The sequence below is a fragment of the Streptomyces sp. NPDC031121 genome, from assembly GCF_055570615.1.
Genome location: NZ_JBVIGV010000001.1, coordinates 270,582 through 288,555, shown reverse-complemented (window position 1 = coordinate 288,555; position 17,974 = coordinate 270,582). Strand labels below are relative to the sequence as shown.

The window sequence follows — 17,974 nt, the reverse complement described above, 5'->3', positions numbered from 1 at the left end:
TCGCACCGAAACCCGCCGCCCGCGGCCGCCTTCGGGCGGCGCCCCGGCGGCCTCTCAGCGCACGGGCAGGTGGTAGGCGAGCCGGTAGCGGTCGGCCGGCACGACCACGTCGGCGGTCTCCACGGGGCGGCCGGAGGCGTAGAAGGTGCGGCCGATCACCAGGACGACGTGCCCGGGGACGCCGCCGAGCACCACCAGCTCCTCCGCGAGGCCCGGCCGGGCGCCGACCTCCTCGACCACGTTGTCGACGACCACGTCGATGGCGGCCATGCGGTCCACGACGCCCGAGCCGCCCAGCGGCCCCTCCTCCGGCAGCATGACCGGGGTCCGGCCGGTGAGCGACAGCGGCTCCCAGGAGGTGGACAGCATCATCGCCTCGCCGGCGTCGCGGAAGACGTACCGGGTCCGCATGACCCGCTCCCCCGGTTCGATGCCGAGGCGCTCGGCGATCGGCGCGGGCGCCGCCGTCTGCTCGCTGCGGGAGTCCCAGGTGCCGCGCGCGCCCGCCTCGGCCTGCTCCTGCCGGAACGGGGTGGAGGACCCGCCCGAGCGGTACCCCGAGCGGGACACCCGCCGGGGCACCCGCTGCTCCCGCACGTACGTGCCCGATCCGGAGCGGCCCTCGACGAGGCCCTCCGCCATCAGGACCTTGCGGGCCTCCAGCGCCACGGTGTCGGAGACCCCGTACTCCTCGCGGATCCGGGCCTGGGAGGGGAGGCGGGCGTGCGGGGGCAGGGAGCCGTCGACGATCTTCCGTCGGAGATCCCCGGCGACGCGGAGATAGGCCGGCTGCTCACCGAAAGCCACTGGGCACTCCCATCAGGTTGACAGACAGCCACACCCTGGCAACGGTCGGATGTACGCCGCAAGCGAAGGCCAGCGTTTCACCCGAAGTGATGAAGGCAGGTCAGTCAAACCCGCTGCCGTGCGGTGTCCCCGCCCGTCCGGTGCCGCGCCGGCTCGGGCCGCGGACCGGCGTCCGGGTCCGCCTCGGGGCCCGCCCCCGGGTCCGCCTCCCGGTCCTCCTCCGGGTCCGCCTCCGGGTCCTCCGGCCCGCTCGGCCCCGGCCTCGCCTCCAGCCAGTCCGGCACCGTCGTCGCGAGCCCGTACGCCCCCCGCAGGTTCCGCTCCGCGCCCACCGTCAGCGCCCGCGCGGCCCGCTCCCACGCCTCCCGGAAGCCGTCCGGGCGCACGGCCTCCCCGGCCCGCTGCCACTCCGCCCGGGCGGCCTCGACCTCCTTCAGCCGGACCCCGGCGGGCTCCGCGAGCTCCGGCCGGGCCAGCGCCTCCCGGAGCACCGCCGCCTCGCGGGCCAGCGCCCGCTCCACCGACCGGGCCCATTCCCGGTATGCCGGGAGCGCCTCGTCGAGGTCGTCGTCGGGGGCGCCGCCCCGGGCCAGCTCCGCCTCGTTCGCCGCGCCGAGGTAGGCCGCCTGGTCGGGCCGCAGCATGCCGGCGTCCTTGCGGAGGCTGCCGCGGTGCTCCGCCTCCGCGGTGCCGATGACGCACAGCAGGTGCCGGTCGCCGTCGCCCCACGAGTCGCGGGAGGGGGCGAAGTAGAACATGTCCGCGTACGGGGGCAGGGCCCAGGTGTCCATCGCGTACGCGTCCTGCGCCCGCCAACAGGCCTGCGCAGCGCTCCGCTTGACCTTCCGGCCGCCGGGGAACGCGGGCTGGCCCAGCAGCGTCGAGGAGGTCACCTCGCCGTGGTGGACCTCCGCGCAGTCGATCCGGTAGAAGAGCGGGTCCTCGTCGAGGAGGTCGCCGCCGGGGACGTTGAAGCAGTCGCCCGCCTGGAGCTCCTCGGGGACGGTCAGCTCGCCCGCCGTGCTCTCGTACTGCTCGATGGCGTCCAGCCGCTCGAACAGCGGCCCCGCGGCCTGGGCGGCGGCGAAGAGGGCGGCCGCGGTCGTCACCAGCGACACGGCGAGGCCCGCGAGGGCCAGCGGCCGGCCGCGCTCGCCCTTGCGGGAGATCTGCACGAGCGCCACGACCGCGAGGACGATCCCGAGCGGCGGCAGGCACAGCAGCCCGACGAGCAGCGAGGCCGGCGCGAACCCGTTCAGCTCCGCCTCCCCGTCCGCCTGCGGCGACGCCGCCGGCCGGTGGTGCGGCGGCGGCCAGGCGTGCGGCGGCGGGGTGCTCACGGGCGCGGGACTCCATCCCGGGGGGTGCGGAGGCGAATGCGCGAAATAGTACGCAGCGGGGGCGACCGCGGTGTCGGTCGCCCCCGCCGCTCGCCCGGCGCCCCTGCGGGCGGTGCGGGCTCAGAGGGTGCGGGTCGGGCCGCAGGCGGCCCCGTGCCGGGTCAGAACTGCAGCGCCCACGAGTCGATCTTGCCGGTGTCGAGGTTCGCGTTGTCGTTCACGCGCAGCTTCCAGGTGCCGTTCGCGGTCTCCGAGGAGGCGTTCACGGTGAAGGTGCGGATGATGTTGTCCGCGCTGCCGCCCGAGCGGTTGTGCAGGGTGTACGCGGTGCCGTCGGGGGCGATCAGGTCGACCTTGAGGTCGCCGATGTAGGTGTGCTTGATGTCGACCGACACGGCCAGGGCCGCCGGGGCGCTGCCGGGCACGCCGCTGACGGTGACCGGGGACTCGGTGGTCGCGTTGTCGTTGATGGCGTAGTCGGCGGAGTTCTCGAAGCGCGGGCCGGGCGGCGTGGTGGTGCCGCCGCCGACGTACAGCAGGCGGTTCGGGGAGCCGGTGCCGGGGCCGGTCACGACGTTCGGGGTGGCCGCGGCGGTGAGGGCCTGGGCGACCTGGGCGGGCGTGCTCGCCGGGTTGTCCGCCAGGTGCAGGGCGGCCGCACCCGCGACGTGCGGCGCGGCCATCGAGGTGCCGGAGATGGTGTTGGTGGCGGTGTCGCCGGTGGCCCAGGCGGAGGTGATGGAGGAGCCGGGGGCGAATATGTCGAGGATGCTGCCGTAGTTGGAGAAGCTGGACTTGGCGTCCGTGCTGGTGGTGGCGCCGACCGTGATGGCCTCGGCGACGCGGGCCGGCGACTTGGTGCTGGCGTCGGTGCTCTCGTTGCCCGCGGCGACCGCGTACGTGACGCCGGAGGCGATGGAGTTGCGCACGGCGGTGTCGAGCGCGGAGTCGGCGCCTCCGCCGAGGGACATGTTGGCGACGGCCGGCTTGACGGCGTTGCGGGTGACCCAGTCGATGCCCGCGACGACCTGGGCGGTCGTGCCGGAGCCCTGGTTGTTCAGCACGCGGACGCCGACGATCTTGGCCTTCTTGGCGACGCCGTACGCGCCGCCGGCGACGGTGCCGGCGACGTGCGTGCCGTGGCCGTGGCCGTCCTGGGCGGTGTTGTCGTTGTCGACGGCGTCGTAGCCGTAGGAGGCGCGGCCCCCGAAGTCCGAGTGGGTGATGCGCACGCCGGTGTCGATGATGTAGGCGGTGACGCCCTCGCCCGCCTTGTCCGGGTACGTGTAGCTGCTGTTCAGCGGGAGCGCCCGCTGGTCGATGCGGTCCAGGCCCCAGGACGGCGGGCTGGGCTGGGTGCCCTGGGCGCCGTCGACGGTGAAGACCCGGTTCTGCACGACCGACTTGACGGCGGGGTCGGCGGCGAGCTTGCGGGCCTGCGCCTCGGAGACCTCGACGGAGTAGCCGTTGAGCGCGGCGCTGTAGGTGCGGTCGATGGTCGCCCCGTACTTCCGGGCGACGGCCTTGCCGCTTTCGGCGGTGGAGCGGGCGGCGGAGTCCTTCAGGGTCACGATGTAGCTGCCCGCCACGGCGCCGGGGGCGCCGGCGTTCTCGATGACGCCCTGGGGGGCGCGGTCGGCCGCGGACGCGGGGAGTGCGGCGGCGGCGGCGAGCGCGAGGGCCGCGACGGCGGTCACGCCGGCGGCGGCGGCCTTCCGGCGGGTGCGACGCATGGACATGTGGGGGGTCCTCCTCGTCGGTGGAGCTCTGGGGATGGCGGCGGCACGGCGGACGGTAAGCCATGGACATGACAAAACTTGGGGACGCCCGGCCCGGCACCGCCTGTCGAAAGGTTGGCCCAGCCTGTCCGCATCCCACAAGGGGACGGCGGACGCGTAACATCCGTGCCATACAACGGTTATGAAAGAGCAAAGGCGCTCCGCACATGACGCACGCAATCCCCGGCTACCTCTGCCCCGACGACGGCACGCGGGCCGACGTGCGGACCGCGCCCTGGTGCTGCCCCGTCTGCGGCGGCCCGTGGGACCTCGACTTCGCACCCGATCCGGCCAGTCCGCTCACCCCCGGGTCCGGGCCCAACTCGCTCTGGCGGTTCGGCTCCGCGCTGCCCCTGCCCGGGGCGTTCTCCGTGACCATGTCGGAGGGGAACACCCCGCTGATCCCGCTCGGGGAGCGGATTCACGCCAAGCTCGACTTCCTGATGCCCACCCTGTCGTTCAAGGACCGGGGCGCGGTGATGCTCGCGGAAGTGGCCCGGCGGCTGGGCCCCGAGCGGGTGGTCGCGGACAGCAGCGGCAACGCCGGAACGGCCGTGGCGGCGTACTGCGCACGGGCCGGGCTGAGTTGTGAAGTTTTCGTGCCCGAGGGCACCTCCGCGAAGAAGACCGGCCAGATGCGCGCCCACGGCGCGGCGGTACGGGTCGTTCCGGGCGGTCGCGAGGCCGCCGCGGCCGCGGCGCGCGCGGAGGCGGACCTGCCGGGCGTCTTCTACGCCAGCCACGTGTACAACCCGTACTTCCTGCACGGCACCAAGACGTACGCCTACGAGGTGTGGGAGGAGCTCGGCGGCCGGCTTCCGGAGGTCCTCGTGCTCCCCGTCGGCAACGGCACCCTGCTGCTGGGCGCCGCGCTGGCCGCGGAGGAGCTGGCCCGGCGCGGGGTGCGCCCGCCGGCCCTGTTCGCGGTGCAGGCGGAGGCGGTGTCCCCGCTGGCCGCGGCGTTCGCCGCCGGCGCCGAGGACGCCGGCCCGGCGGAGCAGCGGCCCACGCTCGCCGAGGGGATCGCGATCCCGGCGCCGCCGCGGGCCCGCCGGATCCTGGCCGCCGTCCGGAAGTCCGGCGGCACCTTCCTGACCGTCTCGGAGGAGGCCCTGCGCGCCGCCCACCGGGACCTGGCCGGGCGCGGGCTCTTCGTCGAGCCGACGGCCGCCGCCTGCTGGGCCGCGGTCGGCCCGGCGGCCCCCTCGGACCCCCTGCAGGGGCGGACGGCGGTGCTGCCGCTGTGCGGGGCGGGCCTGAAGGCGTCGCCGGCGGCCTGAGGGACGGGCGGGCGGGGGCGGCGGGGCGCGCCGGGCGGCCCGGTGCCGTGGTCGCGCGGGTCGGCCTTTGGCGGGCCGGTCAGGCCGCGGGTGGCGGCGTACGTGTCGGAAAACCGCCGGACGCGGCGGCCCGACGGCTGGTCAACTGGTGCCATGACCACTGCCGTTGACCTCGCCCGCCGCTTCGCGGCCCTCCACGACCCCGCCTCCCCGCTGGCCCTGGCCAACGCCTGGGACGTCGTCAGCGCCCGCCTCGTCGAGGCCGCCGGCGCCCCCGCGGTCGCCACGACCAGCGCCGGCGTCGCCTGGTCCCTCGGCGCGCCCGACGGGGACGCGCTGGCCCGCGACCGGGCCGTCGACCTGGTCGCCCGGGTGGCCTCCGCCGTCTCCGTGCCCGTCACCGCCGACATCGAGGGCGGCTTCGCCGCCGACCCGGCGGGGGTCGGGGAGACCGTCGCCGCGGTCCTCTCCGCGGGCGCCGTCGGCATCAACATCGAGGACGGCACCCGCGCCCCGGCCGAGCACGCCGAGCGTGTCGCCGCCGCCCGCGCCGCCGCCGACGCGGCCGGGATCCCGCTGTACGTCAACGCGCGCATCGACACCTACCTCTTCGGCCTCGGCGACCCCGCGGGCCGGCTCGACGAGACCCTGGCCCGCGCCGCCGCCTACCTGCGCGCGGGCGCCTCCGGCGTCTTCGTTCCGGGCACCACCGACCCGGCCGTGGTGGCCGAGCTCGCCAAGGGGATCGGCGCCCCCCTCAACGTGCTGGCCGGCCCCGGCGACCCGTCCGTCGCCGCGTTCGGCGCCCTCGGCGCGGCCCGGGTCAGCCTCGGCTCCCGGGTGGCTGAGGCCGCGTACGGCGTCGTACGGCGCGCCGCGGAGGAGCTCCTCGCGCACGGCACGTACACCGCGGTCGCCGACGCCCTGCCGTACGGCGCGGTGAACGGCCTGCTCAAGGGCTGAGCGGGGTCGGGGGCGGCCGGGGCGCTGCTTCCCCGGGCCCCGGCCGTCAGTCCTGCGCGGCCCGCTCGTACAGCGCGCGGGCCCGCTCGTCGAAGAGCGCCGCGGTGGAGTCCACGTCCGTGTCGCCGCCGCTCAGGACGCCGATCAGCCGGCCGGGGCTGCCCGGGCCGCCGCGGTCCGCGATGAAGGGGCTGCCGCTGGTGCCCGTCCAGAAGCCGGCGCAGCCGATGTACAGCATCGCCGGGTCGTCCTCGTCGTGGGCGGTCCGGGTGGAGCAGGAGACGGGCCGGTTCTTCGGGTTGCGGGCCGACTCCGGGTATCCGACGACGGTGACCTCGCGCTCGTAGCCCGAGGTCCACTCCGGGACGGGCGCCTCCCGGACGCCGCCGACCGCCTCCTGGACGGCCTGCTGCACGGTCCGGCCGTCCTCGTCCGGCTCGATGCTGAGGAAGGCGTAGTCGGCGGTGTCCTCGCCCCACCGCGTCCACCGCTCGTCGACGTGGACGGCCCGTACCTTCCACACCCCGAGGGGCTGCCGGCCCGCGCCCTCGCCGGTGAAGGCGGGGGCGAAGGACAGGTCGCCGATCTCGCGGCCGTCGTGCGCGACCTCGCCGGGCTCGCCGTCCTCGCCGGCCGGGGCCACGCAGTGCGCGGCGGTCGCGACGACCGTCCCCTTGGGGCTGTCGACGACGCTCGCCGTGCACCAGTGCTCCCCGTTCGCCATGAGCACGCCGACCCCGGGGAAGGGGTGGACGGCGCCGGCGTCCTCGTCCACCGCCTGGGCGAAGGCGACGACGAGGGCGGCCGCCGCCCCCGCGGCGGCCGCCGCGGTCGCCCCCCGCCGGACGGCTCTCAGCGCGCGCCGGGGTCGGGGGTCGGTGCAGACATCACCTTGCTGATCCACTCCAGGGAGCCCTCCCTCATGCCGCGCACGTACGACTTTCCGTTGTGCTCACCATCCTGGATCACCTGCAGCCGGGTGTGCACGGGGCCCCTGCCGTACTGCTTCATGAACTTCTCCGCCTTGTCGCGGCCGGACTCGGCGGTGCCGATCTGGAAGTTGATGTAGACGTCCGGGCCGCCGGCGGCGATCAGCCGGGCGGCGAGCTTCTCCGGGTTGTTCTCGTCCATCGCCTTCGTGTTCCCCTTCCACAGCGGGGAGTCGGGGACGATGTCGACGCCGCTCGCGATGACGGCCTTGAAGCGGTCGGGGTGCTTGAGGACGTGCTTGAAGGCACCGAAGCCGCCCGAGGAGGAGCCCATGAAGCCCCATCCGTCGCGGGAGGCGAAGGTGCGGAAGTTGGCCCGGGTGAAGTCGGGGACGTCATCCGCCATCCAGGTGCCCATCTTGGGCTGTCCGGGGATGTCCGAGCCGTCGAAGTGGTTCTTGGTGTCGGCGTTGATCACCGGCATGACGAGGATGAAGGGCAGGCTCGTCCCCGCCTTCACCCCGTCGGACACGGCCTGCTGGAGGCCGAGGCCGGGGCCGGTGCCCCAGTAGTTCTTCGGGTAGCCGCGGCCGCCCGGCAGGGAGATCAGGACGGGGAACGCGCTCTTGGCGTACCGGGGGTCGTCGTACTCCTTGGGGACCCACACCCACACGTCGCCGGTGAACCCGGACTTCGGACCCTTCAGGGTCGTCTTGGCGATCTGCGTGCCGTCCGGCAGGCGGCTGGTGCGGATGAACTCGGCCTTCGGGCCGGTCGGCAGGCTGACCCCGGGCGGGACGGCCTCGGCGGTGGCCGCCGCGGGCTTCCTGGTCTTCTCGAAGGACATGGGATCCCCTATGTCCGAGAAGAGGCCGAACGCGTAGGCGGCCGCACCGCCGCCGCCGATGAGCACGAAGGCGAGCCCTCCGCCGATCAGGCGCCTGCGCAGGCGCCCGGGGCGGGGGCGGCCCGCGGTCACGGGGCCCTCCCCGGCCGCGTCGCGGCGCTCGCCCTGAAGCTGGTCATGCTGCACGGAATTGTCCCGTTCCCTCTCCGGCGCCCGCTGGGGGCGCGGGGTCGGACCGATCGGTCCCCCTTACACCCCTTACAGAGGGACCAACGACGGGGAGGGTTGCCTGGGACGGGTGTGACGTGGGACGGAGGTGACGTGCGGCGGGTGTGACGGGGCGCGGGAACGGCGCGGCCCCGCCGCCCGCTGGGGGCGACGGGGCCGGGGCGTCCTGCGGGTCCCGGGGGCCGGGGCCGGATCAGCCGGCTTCGGGCTTGGGGGCCTTCAGCACCTTGCTGATCCACTCCAGGGAGCCCTCCTTCATGCCCCGGACGTAGTGCCAGCCGTTGTGCTCGCCGTTCTGGATGTCGCGGATGGTGGTCTTGACCGGTCCCTTGCCGTACTCCTGCTGGAACTTGACCATCCGGTCCTTGCCGCCCTCCTTGGTGCCGATCTGGAAGTTGATGTAGACCTCCGGACCCTTGCGGTCGATCAGCTTCTTGGCGAGCTTCTCCGGGTTGTTCGCGTCCATCTCCGCCTGGTGGCCCTTCCACAGCGGGGAGTCCGGGACGATCTCGCCGCCGCTGGCGATCACGGCCTTGAACTTGTCCGGGTGCTGGAGGACGGTCTTCATGCCGACGAAGGCGCCGGACGAGGAGCCCATGAAGGCCCAGCCGTCACGCGACTTGTACGTGCGGAAGTTGGCCTTGGCGAAGTCCGGGACGTCCTCGGCCATCCAGGTGCCCATCTTGGGCTGGCCGGGGATGTCGGAGCCGTCGTAGTAGTACTTGTTGTCCGGGTTGAGCACCGGCATGATCACGACGTACGGCAGGCTGGTGCCGGCCGCGACGCCGTCGCTGATCGCCTTGTGCAGGCCGAGGCTGCGGTCGGCCCAGTAGTTGGTCGGGTAGCCCTCGCCGCCGGGCAGCGCGATGAGCACCGGGAACCCGCTCTTGGCGTACTTCGGGTCGTCGTACTGCTTGGGGGCCCACACCCACACGTCGCCGGTGAAGCCGGACTTGGCGCCGACCAGCGTCGTCTTGGCGACGATCGTGCCGTCGTCGAGCTTGGCGGTCTGCTTGAACTGGGCCTTCGGGCCGGTCGGCATCTGCACGTCCGGGTCGCCGCTGGGGGCGGCCTGGGTCGGCGCGCCGCCCGCCTTGCCCGCGTCGCCCCCGGAGCCGGAGGCCGGGTTCTTGCCGAAGCTCACGGTTTCGCCGTTGCCGGAGAACCACTCCAGCTTCCAGGCGGCGAAGCCGCCGCCGCCGAGCAGCAGGGCGAGCACCACGACGGCGCTGATCCATATCGCGCGGCGCGAGCGCCGGGGGCGCGGCTCGTCGTCGTACGCGTCCTCGTATGCGTCGTCGTACCGGTCGCCACCGTCCGGGTGGGGGCGCGGGCCGGGCGGCGGCGGGACCGGGGGGCCGGCCTGGTACTGCCCGCGCCCGGACTGCTCGTACTGCTGCGGCTGCGCGTACTCGCCGTACGGGGCCCCGTACGGCGCGCCCTGCGGGGCCCCGTACGGCTGCTGCGGGTGCTGGGCCTCGTACGGCCCGGCGGGCCTGTGCTGCGGGTGCGGCTGGTCGTCAGGCCGCGGGCGCTGCGGGTACTGGTGCACGGACTTGGCTCCGAACGGTCATGGATGCCCCCGGGGCGCGGGACAAACGGCTGGACTTCCCCCTGGTTCTGATGTGCGAACGGCGGAGTCAGTTCCAAAACGCGGCAAAAACCTGGTCCGGCCGGCGCCGGGGGGAACCTCCGGCGCCCGTTTCACCTCTGGGCGTCGAGCACCTCGGCGCACCGCCCCAGCAGCCGGACCAGCAGCTCCCGCTCCTCGTCGGTGAAGGCGGCGGCCAGCGCCCGCTCCACCCGCACCGCGCCCGCGTCGGCCAGCTCCATCACGGCCCGGCCCTCGGCGGTGAGACGCGTCTCCAGGACGTTGCGGTGCCACTCGTGGGGGCTGCGCTCGACGAACCCGCGCTCCTGGAGGTTCTTCAGCACGGTCGTCATGGTCGGCGGCGTCACCCCGCACAGGCGCGCCAGCGCGGCGGCGGAGATCCCGGGCTTCTCGGCCAGCCAGAGCAGGGCCGCGTACTGCGGGACCGTCACCCCGGCGGGCCTGAGCGCGGCGTTCTTCGCCGCGAGCAGCGCCTGCTCGGCCCGCTTGACGTGCGAGCCGATCCGCTCCTCGGGGGGCATGGAGGTCATAGGAGCCACCCTAAGCCCCTTGCCACTCATTAGACCTCTAACATACATTCGCCCTCACCCAACAAATAGAGGTCACACAATGATGTCGCACAAGAAGAAACTGGCTGTGGCGCTGATCGCCCTGGCCGCCTCTGCGTCGGCCGGCACGGGCCAGGCGGCGTCGGCCGCACCGGTCGAGCCGTCCGCACACACGGCGGCGCCGCACGCCCGCATCTCGACTGCCTTCACGCTCCCCGGCGAGCGGGTCTACCCCGAGGGCATAGCCACCGACCCGCGCACCGGCGCCGTGTACGTCGGCTCGTACGCCGACGGCACCGTGTACCGGGCCCTGCCCGGGCGGTCCCGCGCCGAGGTGTTCCTGCCGGCGGGCACGGACGGCCGCCGCACGGCGAACGGCCTGCGCGTCGACGACCGCGGCCGCCTGTGGGTGACCGACTCCACCGCCGGCGTCACGGTCTACGACACCCGCTCCGGGACCCGCCTGGCGCGCTTCGACGTCCCGAGCACCATCCCGCACTTCGTCAACGACCTGACCATCACCCCGGACGGGACGGCGTACCTCACGGACAGCGTCCGGGCCGTGGTCTACCGGGTCACCCGCGCACAGCTCGCGACGGGCGGCGGCACCCTCCACCCGGCATACGACCTGACCAGCGCACTGACGCCCATCCCGGGCCGCCAGTTCAGCCTCAACGGCATCACGGCCGACCCGCGGGGCCGTCACCTGCTGACGGTCGACATGATCGCGGGCGAGCTGTTCCGCATCGACCTGCGCACCGGCGCGATCACCCGCGTCGCCCTGGAGGGCGGCAACCTCCTCAACGGCGACGGCATCGACCTCGCCCCGGACGGCACCCTCCGCGTCGTCCACAACACGACGAACACCCTGACCCGCTGGCGCACGAACGGGGACGGCACCCGCGCCCGCCTGACCCGCACGCTCACGGACCCGTCCCTCCAGATCCCGACGACCCTGACCCACACCCGCGGCCGCACCCTGGTGGTCCGCTCCCAGTTCGACAAGGGCGGCCCTGCGGGAAACAACGGCGACCCCACGCCCTTCACGATCGCGGAGGTCCGCGGCCTCTGACCGCCGCCGGGCCGCCCGGCCGCGCCGCCGGGCGGCCCGAGACCCCTGGCCCGCCGAGGCCTCCTACCGCCACACTGCAACGATGGCCGACGTACGCACCACCTACGTGTCAAAGGCTTACGGGGGCGTACCGCGCTACCTCATCCTGAACAGCGGCCGCCACCTGAGCCCCCGCCGGCGGCCCGCCACCCGCTTCACCCGCCACCTCCTGCGCGACGCCGCCGCGATCACCGACGCCGAACTGCAAGCCCTCCTCGCGCAGGGATGGCGCTCACGCCTCACCGCCGCCTGGCTGATCGGCATCGACCGCCGCGCCCGGTTCCGCACCCGCATCGGCGACCTGCTCCTGGCGAGCGAGGCCCCGTATGCCGGCAGCGCCTACTGCTTCACCCTGGCCCGCCTCGACGAACCCGCGGACGCCGAGCTCCTCTCGGCCTACCTCGCCCGCTACCTCCCCCGCACCGACCTGGACTACGACCAGCCGGCCGCCCTCGGCGCCCTCCTCCGCCTCGACGCCCGCCTGGGCACCCACCACGCCGACCACTTCACCGAACCCGGCGGCCTCTGGGACCACTGGACGCAGGCCATGCGCCACCACCTGGGCCGCTCCCCCGACACCCCGGCTGACCTACACCACTGGACCAACCTCCAGTGCGACTTCGCCGACAGCCGGTCCCGCCGACGCTGAATCGCGTCACAACTCAGTCGCCGGACATGCCGCCTCCGCACCACCGGGGCTCCTCGCACAGCCGCAACCGGCCCACCGCACCCGTCGCACAAGACGAGGAGGACGGGATCCGACCGAACCGGAAGGTCCCGCCTCTCCCGAGGCGGGACCTCCGGTCCTCCGGGCCGCTACCGTGAAGCCATGACCGCACTGCCCGACTGGATGCGCCCGCCACGCGCGGAAGGCTGGTTCGCGGAGGACTTGGACCGCCTCCCCGAGGCACCCCGCCACACCGAACTCATCGACGGAGCGCTTGTCTTCGCGATGTCGCCCCAGCGGGCCTGGCACGGCCGCCTCGTCACCGCCCTGACCACCACGCTGATGGCACAGGCACCGGTCGGCCTCGAGGTCGAGCGGGAGATGACGATCCGCCTCGATGCCCGCAATCGTCCCGAGCCGGACCTCCTGCTGACGGACCTGCCCTACGACCCCGACCGCACCTGGTACGCCCCTGAGCACGTGAAGCTCGTCGTGGAGGCCGTGTCACCCGAGTCCGCCCATCGCGATCGCACGGTGAAGCTCCGCAAGTACGCAGAGGCCGGCATCCCGCACTACTGGTGCATCGAAGAAGAGGACGGGGCGCCCGTGGTCCACGTCTACGAGCTCGACGAACCGACTGGCGCGTACGCGCCCGCCGGCATCTTCCGGGGAACCCTCCAGCGCCCTGCGCCTTTCGCGATCAGCCTGGACCTCGACAAGCTCACACCGCCCCGAAGCAGCTGAGCACCATCCCGGCACGGGCGGTCAGTAGTGATATCGGGCAGCGAGGATGACGATCTCCTTGTCCGTCACCAGGTAGACGAGGCGGTGCTCGTCGTCGATCCGCCGCGACCACGCCCCGGGCAGGTGGTACTTCAAAGGTTCGGGCTTGCCGATCCCCGAGAACGGGTCACGCCTGACGTCCTCGATGAGCTTGTTGATCCGGGCGAGCATCTTGCGGTCGTTCTTGAGCCAGGACGTGTAGTCCTCCCAGCCCTGATCCTCGAAGACAAGCCTCACTCGGCACCCGCACCGGCGTCCGCCGACTCCGGATCGATCAGCTCGCGCTCCGACACGTTGATGTCGGCCAGGGCGTTCTCGTACGCCTTGAGCAGCCGACGAGCGTTCGCCGGGGACCGCAGCAGGTACGAGCCCTCGCGCAGCGCAGCGTAATCCTCGGCCGAGACGAGCACGGCGTTGCCGTGCTTGGAGACGATCTCGATGGCCTCGTGGTTCTCGTTGACCTTCTTGATCAGCGGAAAGAGTTCCTTGCGGGCTTGGCTCGCGGTTATGGACATATCCCGACCTCTTCCCTCAAGTGGCACCTGATAACGTACCACTCTCGACGTCTTTCGGGAGGGGAGACGCCTGATGGGCGGTCAGCTGGCCCGCCACCATCCAGCACGAGCATCCAGCGCCGATCCAGCACGGTGCCCATTCATCCAGCACATCCAGCACGCGCGACCGCGGCGAGGCGGGCCTGCCCACCGCCAGGACATCCGTTGTGTACACATGGGACACTCGGTACGCTTGAGTCCATGACGCAGCCACTGCCCATAGAGTCCATCCGCGACGTGCGCGCACACTTGGCGGAGGTCGTGGAGCGCGCAGACCGCGACGACGTGCCCACGGTGATCACCCGCCGAGGCAAGGAAGTCGCCGCCGTCGTCTCCATCGAGGTGCTGCGCAAGTACCAAGAATGGGAAGAGCGCGAGATCAACCGGATCATCGACGAGCGCATGGCCAACCCGGCACCCGGCATCCCGATCGAGGACGTCATGAGGGAGACGCTGGCGCGCGGTGAGTGAGTACCGAACCGTCTTCCGCCCCGAGGCGCAGGCCGAGCTTCGGAAGATCCCCCGCGACATGGCGCTGCGCATCCTGGCCAAGCTGACGGAGTTGGAGACCGACCCTCTCGGCTTCAACACCACTGCACTCGTGTCCCAGCCCGAACGACGCCGTCTGCGCATCGGCGACTACCGCGTGGTCTACACGATCGACAACGGGGAGCTGGTGGTCTGGGTTGTTCATGTGGGACACCGGTCCACCGTTTATGAGACCTGATTGCCGCTGACCCGCCGTCAGAGTATCCGGCACCCATCCGGCACGGTAACGACGAAGGGGTCGGACTCGATCGAGTCCGACCCCTTCCGACCTGCCTGTTTGCCACGTCAGCGACGTGGTGTTATCCCATCCGCTCACACGTTGAAGCGGAACTCCACCACGTCGCCGTCCTGCATGACGTAGTCCTTGCCCTCCATGCGGGCCTTGCCCTTGGCGCGGGCCTCGGCCACCGAGCCGCAGTCGACCAGGTCCTGGAAGGAGATGACCTCCGCCTTGATGAAGCCCTTCTGGAAGTCGGTGTGGATCACACCGGCCGCCTCGGGGGCCGTGGCGCCCTTCTTGATCGTCCAGGCGCGGGCTTCCTTCGGGCCGGCCGTCAGGTACGTCTGGAGGCCCAGGGTGTCGAAGCCGACGCGGGCCAGGGTGGCCAGGCCGGGCTCCTCGGCGCCGACGGACTGGAGGAGCTCCATGGCGTCCTCCTCGTCGAGCTCGGCGAGGTCCGCCTCCAGCTTGGCGTTCAGGAAGATCGCCTCGGCCGGGGCGACCAGCGCGCGCTGCTCCTCCTTGAAGGCGTCGTCCGTCAGCTCGTCCTCGTCCACGTTGAAGACGTAGAGGAAGGGCTTGGTCGTCAGGAGGTGCAGGTCGTGCAGCAGCTCGGCCTTGTCGGAGCCCTGGACGATGCCCTGCGAGAAGAGGGTGTCGCCCTTCTCCAGGATCTCCTTCGCGGCCTCGACCGCCGCGACCTTCGGGCCGATGTCCTTCTTGATGCGGGCTTCCTTGGCCAGGCGCGGCAGGACCTTCTCGATGGTCTGCAGGTCGGCGAGGATCAGCTCGGTGTTGATCGTCTCGATGTCGTCCTTCGGCGAGACCTTGCCGTCGACGTGGACGACGTTCTCGTCCTTGAACGCGCGGATGACCTGGCAGATCGCGTCCGACTCGCGGATGTTCGCCAGGAACTTGTTGCCCAGGCCCTCGCCCTCGCTCGCGCCGCGCACGATGCCGGCGATGTCGACGAAGTCGACCGTGGCGGGCAGGATCCGCTGCGAACCGAAGACCTCGGCCAGCTTGCCCAGGCGGGCGTCGGGCACGCCGACGACGCCGACGTTCGGCTCGATGGTGGCGAACGGGTAGTTGGCCGCCAGCACGTCGTTCTTGGTCAGGGCGTTGAACAGGGTCGACTTGCCGACATTCGGCAGGCCGACGATTCCGATCGTGAGCGACACGTTGGCGACTTCCCGTAGCTGGAGGGGGCGACGGCCCGGGCGCGGGCCACCGGACAGTTTACTTTCCGATGAGCGGCGGTCGATGTACGCGTGTCCCCGCACGCATCGGAGGGCCGCCGCGCCTAGTTTGGTGGGGTGGAGCCATACAGGACGCGTCCGGCGGATCACCCGCAGCGACAGCAGCCGCGGCGGCCTGCCCGCGGCGGGCCCGCCGCGCCCGGTGTGCCCGCGCAGGGCGGCGGGCGGCCCCGGCCCGTGCCGGCGCGGCGCGGCCGGCTGCCGCGGCCGCGGCTGACGGGGCTGGGCGGCGGGCTCTTCGCGTGCGCGTCGATGCTGCTCGTCGCCGGGATCGCCTGGCTGCTGTTCGGCGGCTCGCTGTTCGTGTACGGGCTGCTGTTCGTGCCGGTGGCGTCCGCGACGGCCCTGTGGGTGCGGCCCGCCGACCTGGTGACCGCGCCGATCTCCGCGCCGATCGCGTTCGCCGCCGGGGTCTGGCCGATCTCCGGCGGCTCGGGCGGCTTCGGGGCGCACGTGATGGGCGTCGTGTCGGCCCTGTCGCTGCACGCCGGCTGGCTGTACGCGGGGACGCTCGCCGCCGCCCTGATCGCGGTCGTCCGCAAGGCGGTGCTGATGGGGCAGCGGCGGGTCCCCCGCCGGGCCGGCTGACCCGCCGCCCGGCCGGCGAAGCCGCCGCCCCCGCGACCGCCGTTACCGCGCCGTCGCCCGCGCCGCCATCGCCGCGCCGACGATGCCCGCGTTGTTCTGCAGCACCGCCGGGACGATCTCCGCCCGGATCCCCTCGATCAGCGGCAGGAACTTCTCCGGCTTGCGGCTGACGCCGCCGCCGAGGATGAAGAGGTCCGGGGAGAACAGCATCTCGACGTGCGCCAGGTACTTCTCCAGCCGGCGCGCCCACCGCTCCCAGCTGAGGTCCTGGTCCTCCTTGGCCTTGACCGAGGCGCGCTTCTCCGCGTCGTGCCCCTTGAGCTCCAGGTGCCCGAGCTCGGTGTTGGGGACGAGCCTGCCGTCCGTGAAGAGGGCGCTGCCGATGCCCGTGCCCAGCGTGAGCATCATGACGGTGCCGCCGCGGCCCTTGCCCGCGCCGTACGCCATCTCGGCCACCCCGGCGGCGTCGGCGTCGTTGAGGACGGTGACGGCCCGGCCGCCGAGCCGCTGCGAGAGCAGGTCAGCCGCCTCGACGCCGATCCACCCCGGGTCCATGTTGGCGGCGGTACGGATCGTGCCGCCCGTGACGACGCCGGGGAAGGTGACCCCGACGGGGCCGTCCCAGTCGAAGTGGCGGACCACCTCGACGACGCAGCCGGCCACCCCGTCGGGGGTCGCCGGCTGCGGTGTCAGAACTTTGTGGCGCTCCTGCGCCAGGTCGCCGCGGTCGAGGTCCACGGGCGCGCCCTTGATCCCCGTACCGCCGATGTCCACACCGAAGAGCTGCATGGAGACACGGTACGGAAACCGCTACCGGTCTGCGACCAGGCCCGCGGCTTCGGCGCGCAGGTCCCGGCGGAGCTCCTTCGGCAGGGAGAAGGTGATCGACTCCTCGGCGGTCTTGACGATCTCGACGTCCGCGAAGCCCCGCTCGGCCAGCCATTCGAGCACCTGCTCGACGAGGACCTCGGGGACGGACGCGCCGGAGGTCAGGCCGACGGTGGTGACGCCGTCCAGCCAGGCCTCGTCGATCTCGCTCGCGTAGTCGACGAGGTGGGCGGCGCGTGCGCCGGCGTCGAGGGCGACCTCGACGAGGCGGATGGAGTTGGAGGAGTTCTTCGAGCCGACGACGATCACCAGGTCGGCGTCGGCGCCCATCGCCTTGACGGCGGCCTGCCGGTTGGAGGTGGCGTAGCAGATGTCGTCGCTCGGCGGGGAGACCAGCAGCGGGAACTTGGTCTTGAGCGCGTCGACCGTCTCCATCGTCTCGTCGACCGACAGGGTGGTCTGCGACAGCCAGACGACCTTGGACTCGTCGCGGACGACGACCTTGTCGACGTCGTCGGGGCCGTCGACGATCGTGATGTGGTCGGGGGCCTCGCCGGAGGTGCCGATGACCTCCTCGTGGCCCTCGTGGCCGATCAGGAGGATGTCGAAGTCGTCCTTGGCGTAGCGGACGGCCTCCTTGTGGACCTTCGTGACGAGCGGGCAGGTCGCGTCGATCGTGGCGAGCCTGCCGCGGGCCGCCTCCTCGTGCACCACGGGGGCCACGCCGTGCGCCGAGAACATCACGATGTTGCCCGGGGGCACTTCCTCCGTCTTCTCGACGAAGATCGCGCCCTTCTTGCGGAGCGTCTCGACGACGTACTTGTTGTGCACGATCTCGTGGCGGACGTACACCGGCGCCCCGTACTGCTCCAGGGCCTTCTCGACGGCGATCACGGCTCGGTCCACGCCGGCGCAGTAGCCGCGCGGGGCGGCGAGCAGGACGCGGCGGGAAGCGGGAGCAGGGGCGGCGGCAGCACTCATGCGGTCCATCGTACGGGGGTGCCGGCCGGCCGGTACGCCGCCCGGGCGCGGCGGCGGGGCGGGCCGCGGCACGGGCGCGGCAGACGGTGTCGGCGCGGGCGG

General features: G+C 72.8%; 20 protein-coding genes. 8 read left to right on the top strand and 12 right to left on the bottom strand.

The genetic code is table 11. The annotated features are described in order from the left end of the window. Nucleotides 1-54: 54 nt before the first annotated feature. The 3 genes from ACZ462_RS01395 to ACZ462_RS01385 all read right to left on the bottom strand — a co-directional run bounded on the left by ACZ462_RS01395 (nt 55) and on the right by ACZ462_RS01385 (nt 3,880). Nucleotides 55-807, bottom strand: coding sequence for a GntR family transcriptional regulator (locus tag ACZ462_RS01395; protein WP_467806236.1), 753 nt, complete (start codon nt 805-807; stop codon nt 55-57). Between the two features lie 104 nt (nt 808-911). Further along, nucleotides 912-2,147 (bottom strand): DUF4190 domain-containing protein, encoded by a 1,236-nt coding sequence (locus ACZ462_RS01390; protein WP_467806234.1) that lies wholly within the window; start codon nt 2,145-2,147, stop codon nt 912-914. Nucleotides 2,148-2,308: 161 nt separating this feature from the next. Further along, nucleotides 2,309-3,880 (bottom strand): S8 family peptidase, encoded by a 1,572-nt coding sequence (locus tag ACZ462_RS01385; RefSeq protein ID WP_467806309.1) that lies wholly within the window; start codon nt 3,878-3,880, stop codon nt 2,309-2,311. A gap of 212 nt (nt 3,881-4,092) precedes the next feature. Here ACZ462_RS01385 and ACZ462_RS01380 point away from each other — a divergent pair, with 212 nt between their 5' ends. Further along, nucleotides 4,093-5,205: a pyridoxal-phosphate dependent enzyme gene (locus ACZ462_RS01380; protein ID WP_467806232.1), complete on the top strand. Its 1,113-nt coding sequence runs from the start codon at nt 4,093-4,095 to the stop codon at nt 5,203-5,205. A gap of 153 nt (nt 5,206-5,358) precedes the next feature. Then, nucleotides 5,359-6,168 carry an isocitrate lyase/PEP mutase family protein gene (locus ACZ462_RS01375; protein WP_467806230.1) on the top strand — a complete coding sequence of 270 codons (810 nt, stop codon included), beginning with the start codon at nt 5,359-5,361 and terminating at the stop codon, nt 6,166-6,168. 46 nt (nt 6,169-6,214) lie between these two features. Here the strand turns inward: ACZ462_RS01375 and ACZ462_RS01370 are convergent, their stop codons facing one another. The 4 genes from ACZ462_RS01370 to ACZ462_RS01355 form a co-directional block, all read right to left on the bottom strand. Beyond that, the gene (locus tag ACZ462_RS01370) at nt 6,215-7,072 is read right to left on the bottom strand and encodes a trypsin-like serine peptidase (protein WP_467806228.1); all 858 of its coding nucleotides are present in this window, start codon (nt 7,070-7,072) and stop codon (nt 6,215-6,217) included. After that, nucleotides 7,021-8,130, bottom strand: a complete 1,110-nt coding sequence (locus tag ACZ462_RS01365; protein WP_467806226.1) for an alpha/beta hydrolase — start codon at nt 8,128-8,130, stop codon at nt 7,021-7,023. The genes ACZ462_RS01370 and ACZ462_RS01365 overlap by 52 nt, the downstream gene beginning before the upstream one ends. A 235-nt stretch (nt 8,131-8,365) precedes the next feature. Further along, complete coding sequence (locus tag ACZ462_RS01360) at nt 8,366-9,394, bottom strand: alpha/beta hydrolase (RefSeq protein ID WP_467806308.1); 1,029 nt, start codon at nt 9,392-9,394, stop codon at nt 8,366-8,368. A 482-nt stretch (nt 9,395-9,876) separates the two neighbouring features. Then, nucleotides 9,877-10,314, bottom strand: a complete 438-nt coding sequence (locus tag ACZ462_RS01355; RefSeq protein ID WP_467806225.1) for a MarR family winged helix-turn-helix transcriptional regulator — start codon at nt 10,312-10,314, stop codon at nt 9,877-9,879. Between the two features lie 79 nt (nt 10,315-10,393). Here ACZ462_RS01355 and ACZ462_RS01350 point away from each other — a divergent pair, with 79 nt between their 5' ends. From ACZ462_RS01350 to ACZ462_RS01340, 3 genes are all read left to right on the top strand, one after another. Continuing rightward, a complete protein-coding gene (locus tag ACZ462_RS01350; RefSeq protein ID WP_467806223.1) occupies nt 10,394-11,404 on the top strand; it encodes an SMP-30/gluconolactonase/LRE family protein in 1,011 nt (336 codons plus the stop codon). A gap of 82 nt (nt 11,405-11,486) precedes the next feature. Next, the gene (locus ACZ462_RS01345) at nt 11,487-12,092 is read left to right on the top strand and encodes a DUF6000 family protein (RefSeq protein WP_467806222.1); all 606 of its coding nucleotides are present in this window, start codon (nt 11,487-11,489) and stop codon (nt 12,090-12,092) included. Nucleotides 12,093-12,272: 180 nt separating this feature from the next. Then, nucleotides 12,273-12,854 carry a Uma2 family endonuclease gene (locus ACZ462_RS01340; RefSeq protein ID WP_467806220.1) on the top strand — a complete coding sequence of 194 codons (582 nt, stop codon included), beginning with the start codon at nt 12,273-12,275 and terminating at the stop codon, nt 12,852-12,854. A gap of 21 nt (nt 12,855-12,875) precedes the next feature. Here ACZ462_RS01340 and ACZ462_RS01335 read toward each other — a convergent pair whose 3' ends face one another. Both ACZ462_RS01335 and ACZ462_RS01330 read right to left on the bottom strand, forming a co-directional pair. Further along, nucleotides 12,876-13,130 carry a Txe/YoeB family addiction module toxin gene (locus ACZ462_RS01335; RefSeq protein ID WP_168530032.1) on the bottom strand — a complete coding sequence of 85 codons (255 nt, stop codon included), beginning with the start codon at nt 13,128-13,130 and terminating at the stop codon, nt 12,876-12,878. Further along, entirely contained in the window at nt 13,127-13,408 is a 282-nt protein-coding gene (locus tag ACZ462_RS01330) for a type II toxin-antitoxin system Phd/YefM family antitoxin (protein WP_467806218.1), read from the bottom strand. Before ACZ462_RS01330 ends, ACZ462_RS01335 begins: the two co-directional genes overlap by 4 nt. Nucleotides 13,409-13,648: 240 nt before the next feature. Here ACZ462_RS01330 and ACZ462_RS01325 point away from each other — a divergent pair, with 240 nt between their 5' ends. Then, nucleotides 13,649-13,918: a type II toxin-antitoxin system Phd/YefM family antitoxin gene (locus tag ACZ462_RS01325; protein WP_071271322.1), complete on the top strand. Its 270-nt coding sequence runs from the start codon at nt 13,649-13,651 to the stop codon at nt 13,916-13,918. Beyond that, nucleotides 13,911-14,174, top strand: a complete 264-nt coding sequence (locus tag ACZ462_RS01320; protein ID WP_467806216.1) for a type II toxin-antitoxin system RelE family toxin — start codon at nt 13,911-13,913, stop codon at nt 14,172-14,174. The genes ACZ462_RS01325 and ACZ462_RS01320 overlap by 8 nt, the downstream gene beginning before the upstream one ends. Before the next feature lie 134 nt (nt 14,175-14,308). Here ACZ462_RS01320 and ychF read toward each other — a convergent pair whose 3' ends face one another. Continuing rightward, the gene (gene ychF, locus ACZ462_RS01315) at nt 14,309-15,397 is read right to left on the bottom strand and encodes a redox-regulated ATPase YchF (protein WP_467806215.1); all 1,089 of its coding nucleotides are present in this window, start codon (nt 15,395-15,397) and stop codon (nt 14,309-14,311) included. Nucleotides 15,398-15,652: 255 nt separating this feature from the next. On the opposite strand from ychF, the gene ACZ462_RS01310 reads away from it, so the two are divergent. Continuing rightward, a complete protein-coding gene (locus ACZ462_RS01310; RefSeq protein WP_467806213.1) occupies nt 15,653-16,063 on the top strand; it encodes a DUF6542 domain-containing protein in 411 nt (136 codons plus the stop codon). A 42-nt stretch (nt 16,064-16,105) separates the two neighbouring features. On the opposite strand, the gene ppgK is transcribed toward ACZ462_RS01310, so the two are convergent. Both ppgK and ACZ462_RS01300 read right to left on the bottom strand, forming a co-directional pair. Continuing rightward, a complete protein-coding gene (gene ppgK / locus ACZ462_RS01305; protein ID WP_467806212.1) occupies nt 16,106-16,852 on the bottom strand; it encodes a polyphosphate--glucose phosphotransferase in 747 nt (248 codons plus the stop codon). Nucleotides 16,853-16,873: 21 nt separating this feature from the next. Further along, on the bottom strand, nt 16,874-17,881 hold the full coding sequence (locus ACZ462_RS01300) for a 4-hydroxy-3-methylbut-2-enyl diphosphate reductase (protein ID WP_467806210.1): 1,008 nt from the start codon (nt 17,879-17,881) through the stop codon (nt 16,874-16,876). Nucleotides 17,882-17,974: the final 93 nt, after the last annotated feature.

Bases quoted from the DNA above. Each gene is read 5' to 3' on its own strand.
- ACZ462_RS01325 (WP_071271322.1), top strand. From the start codon at position 13,649: ATGACGCAGCCACTGCCCATAGAGTCCATCCGCGACGTGCGCGCACAC.
- ACZ462_RS01340 (WP_467806220.1), top strand. From the start codon at position 12,273: ATGACCGCACTGCCCGACTGGATGCGCCCGCCACGCGCGGAAGGCTGG.
- ppgK (WP_467806212.1), bottom strand. From the start codon at position 16,852: ATGCAGCTCTTCGGTGTGGACATCGGCGGTACGGGGATCAAGGGCGCG.
- ACZ462_RS01345 (WP_467806222.1), top strand. From the start codon at position 11,487: ATGGCCGACGTACGCACCACCTACGTGTCAAAGGCTTACGGGGGCGTA.
- ACZ462_RS01350 (WP_467806223.1), top strand. From the start codon at position 10,394: ATGATGTCGCACAAGAAGAAACTGGCTGTGGCGCTGATCGCCCTGGCC.
- ACZ462_RS01385 (WP_467806309.1), bottom strand. From the start codon at position 3,880: ATGCGTCGCACCCGCCGGAAGGCCGCCGCCGCCGGCGTGACCGCCGTC.
- ACZ462_RS01375 (WP_467806230.1), top strand. From the start codon at position 5,359: ATGACCACTGCCGTTGACCTCGCCCGCCGCTTCGCGGCCCTCCACGAC.
- ACZ462_RS01330 (WP_467806218.1), bottom strand. From the start codon at position 13,408: ATGTCCATAACCGCGAGCCAAGCCCGCAAGGAACTCTTTCCGCTGATC.
- ACZ462_RS01355 (WP_467806225.1), bottom strand. From the start codon at position 10,314: ATGACCTCCATGCCCCCCGAGGAGCGGATCGGCTCGCACGTCAAGCGG.
- ACZ462_RS01300 (WP_467806210.1), bottom strand. From the start codon at position 17,881: ATGGACCGCATGAGTGCTGCCGCCGCCCCTGCTCCCGCTTCCCGCCGC.
- ACZ462_RS01380 (WP_467806232.1), top strand. From the start codon at position 4,093: ATGACGCACGCAATCCCCGGCTACCTCTGCCCCGACGACGGCACGCGG.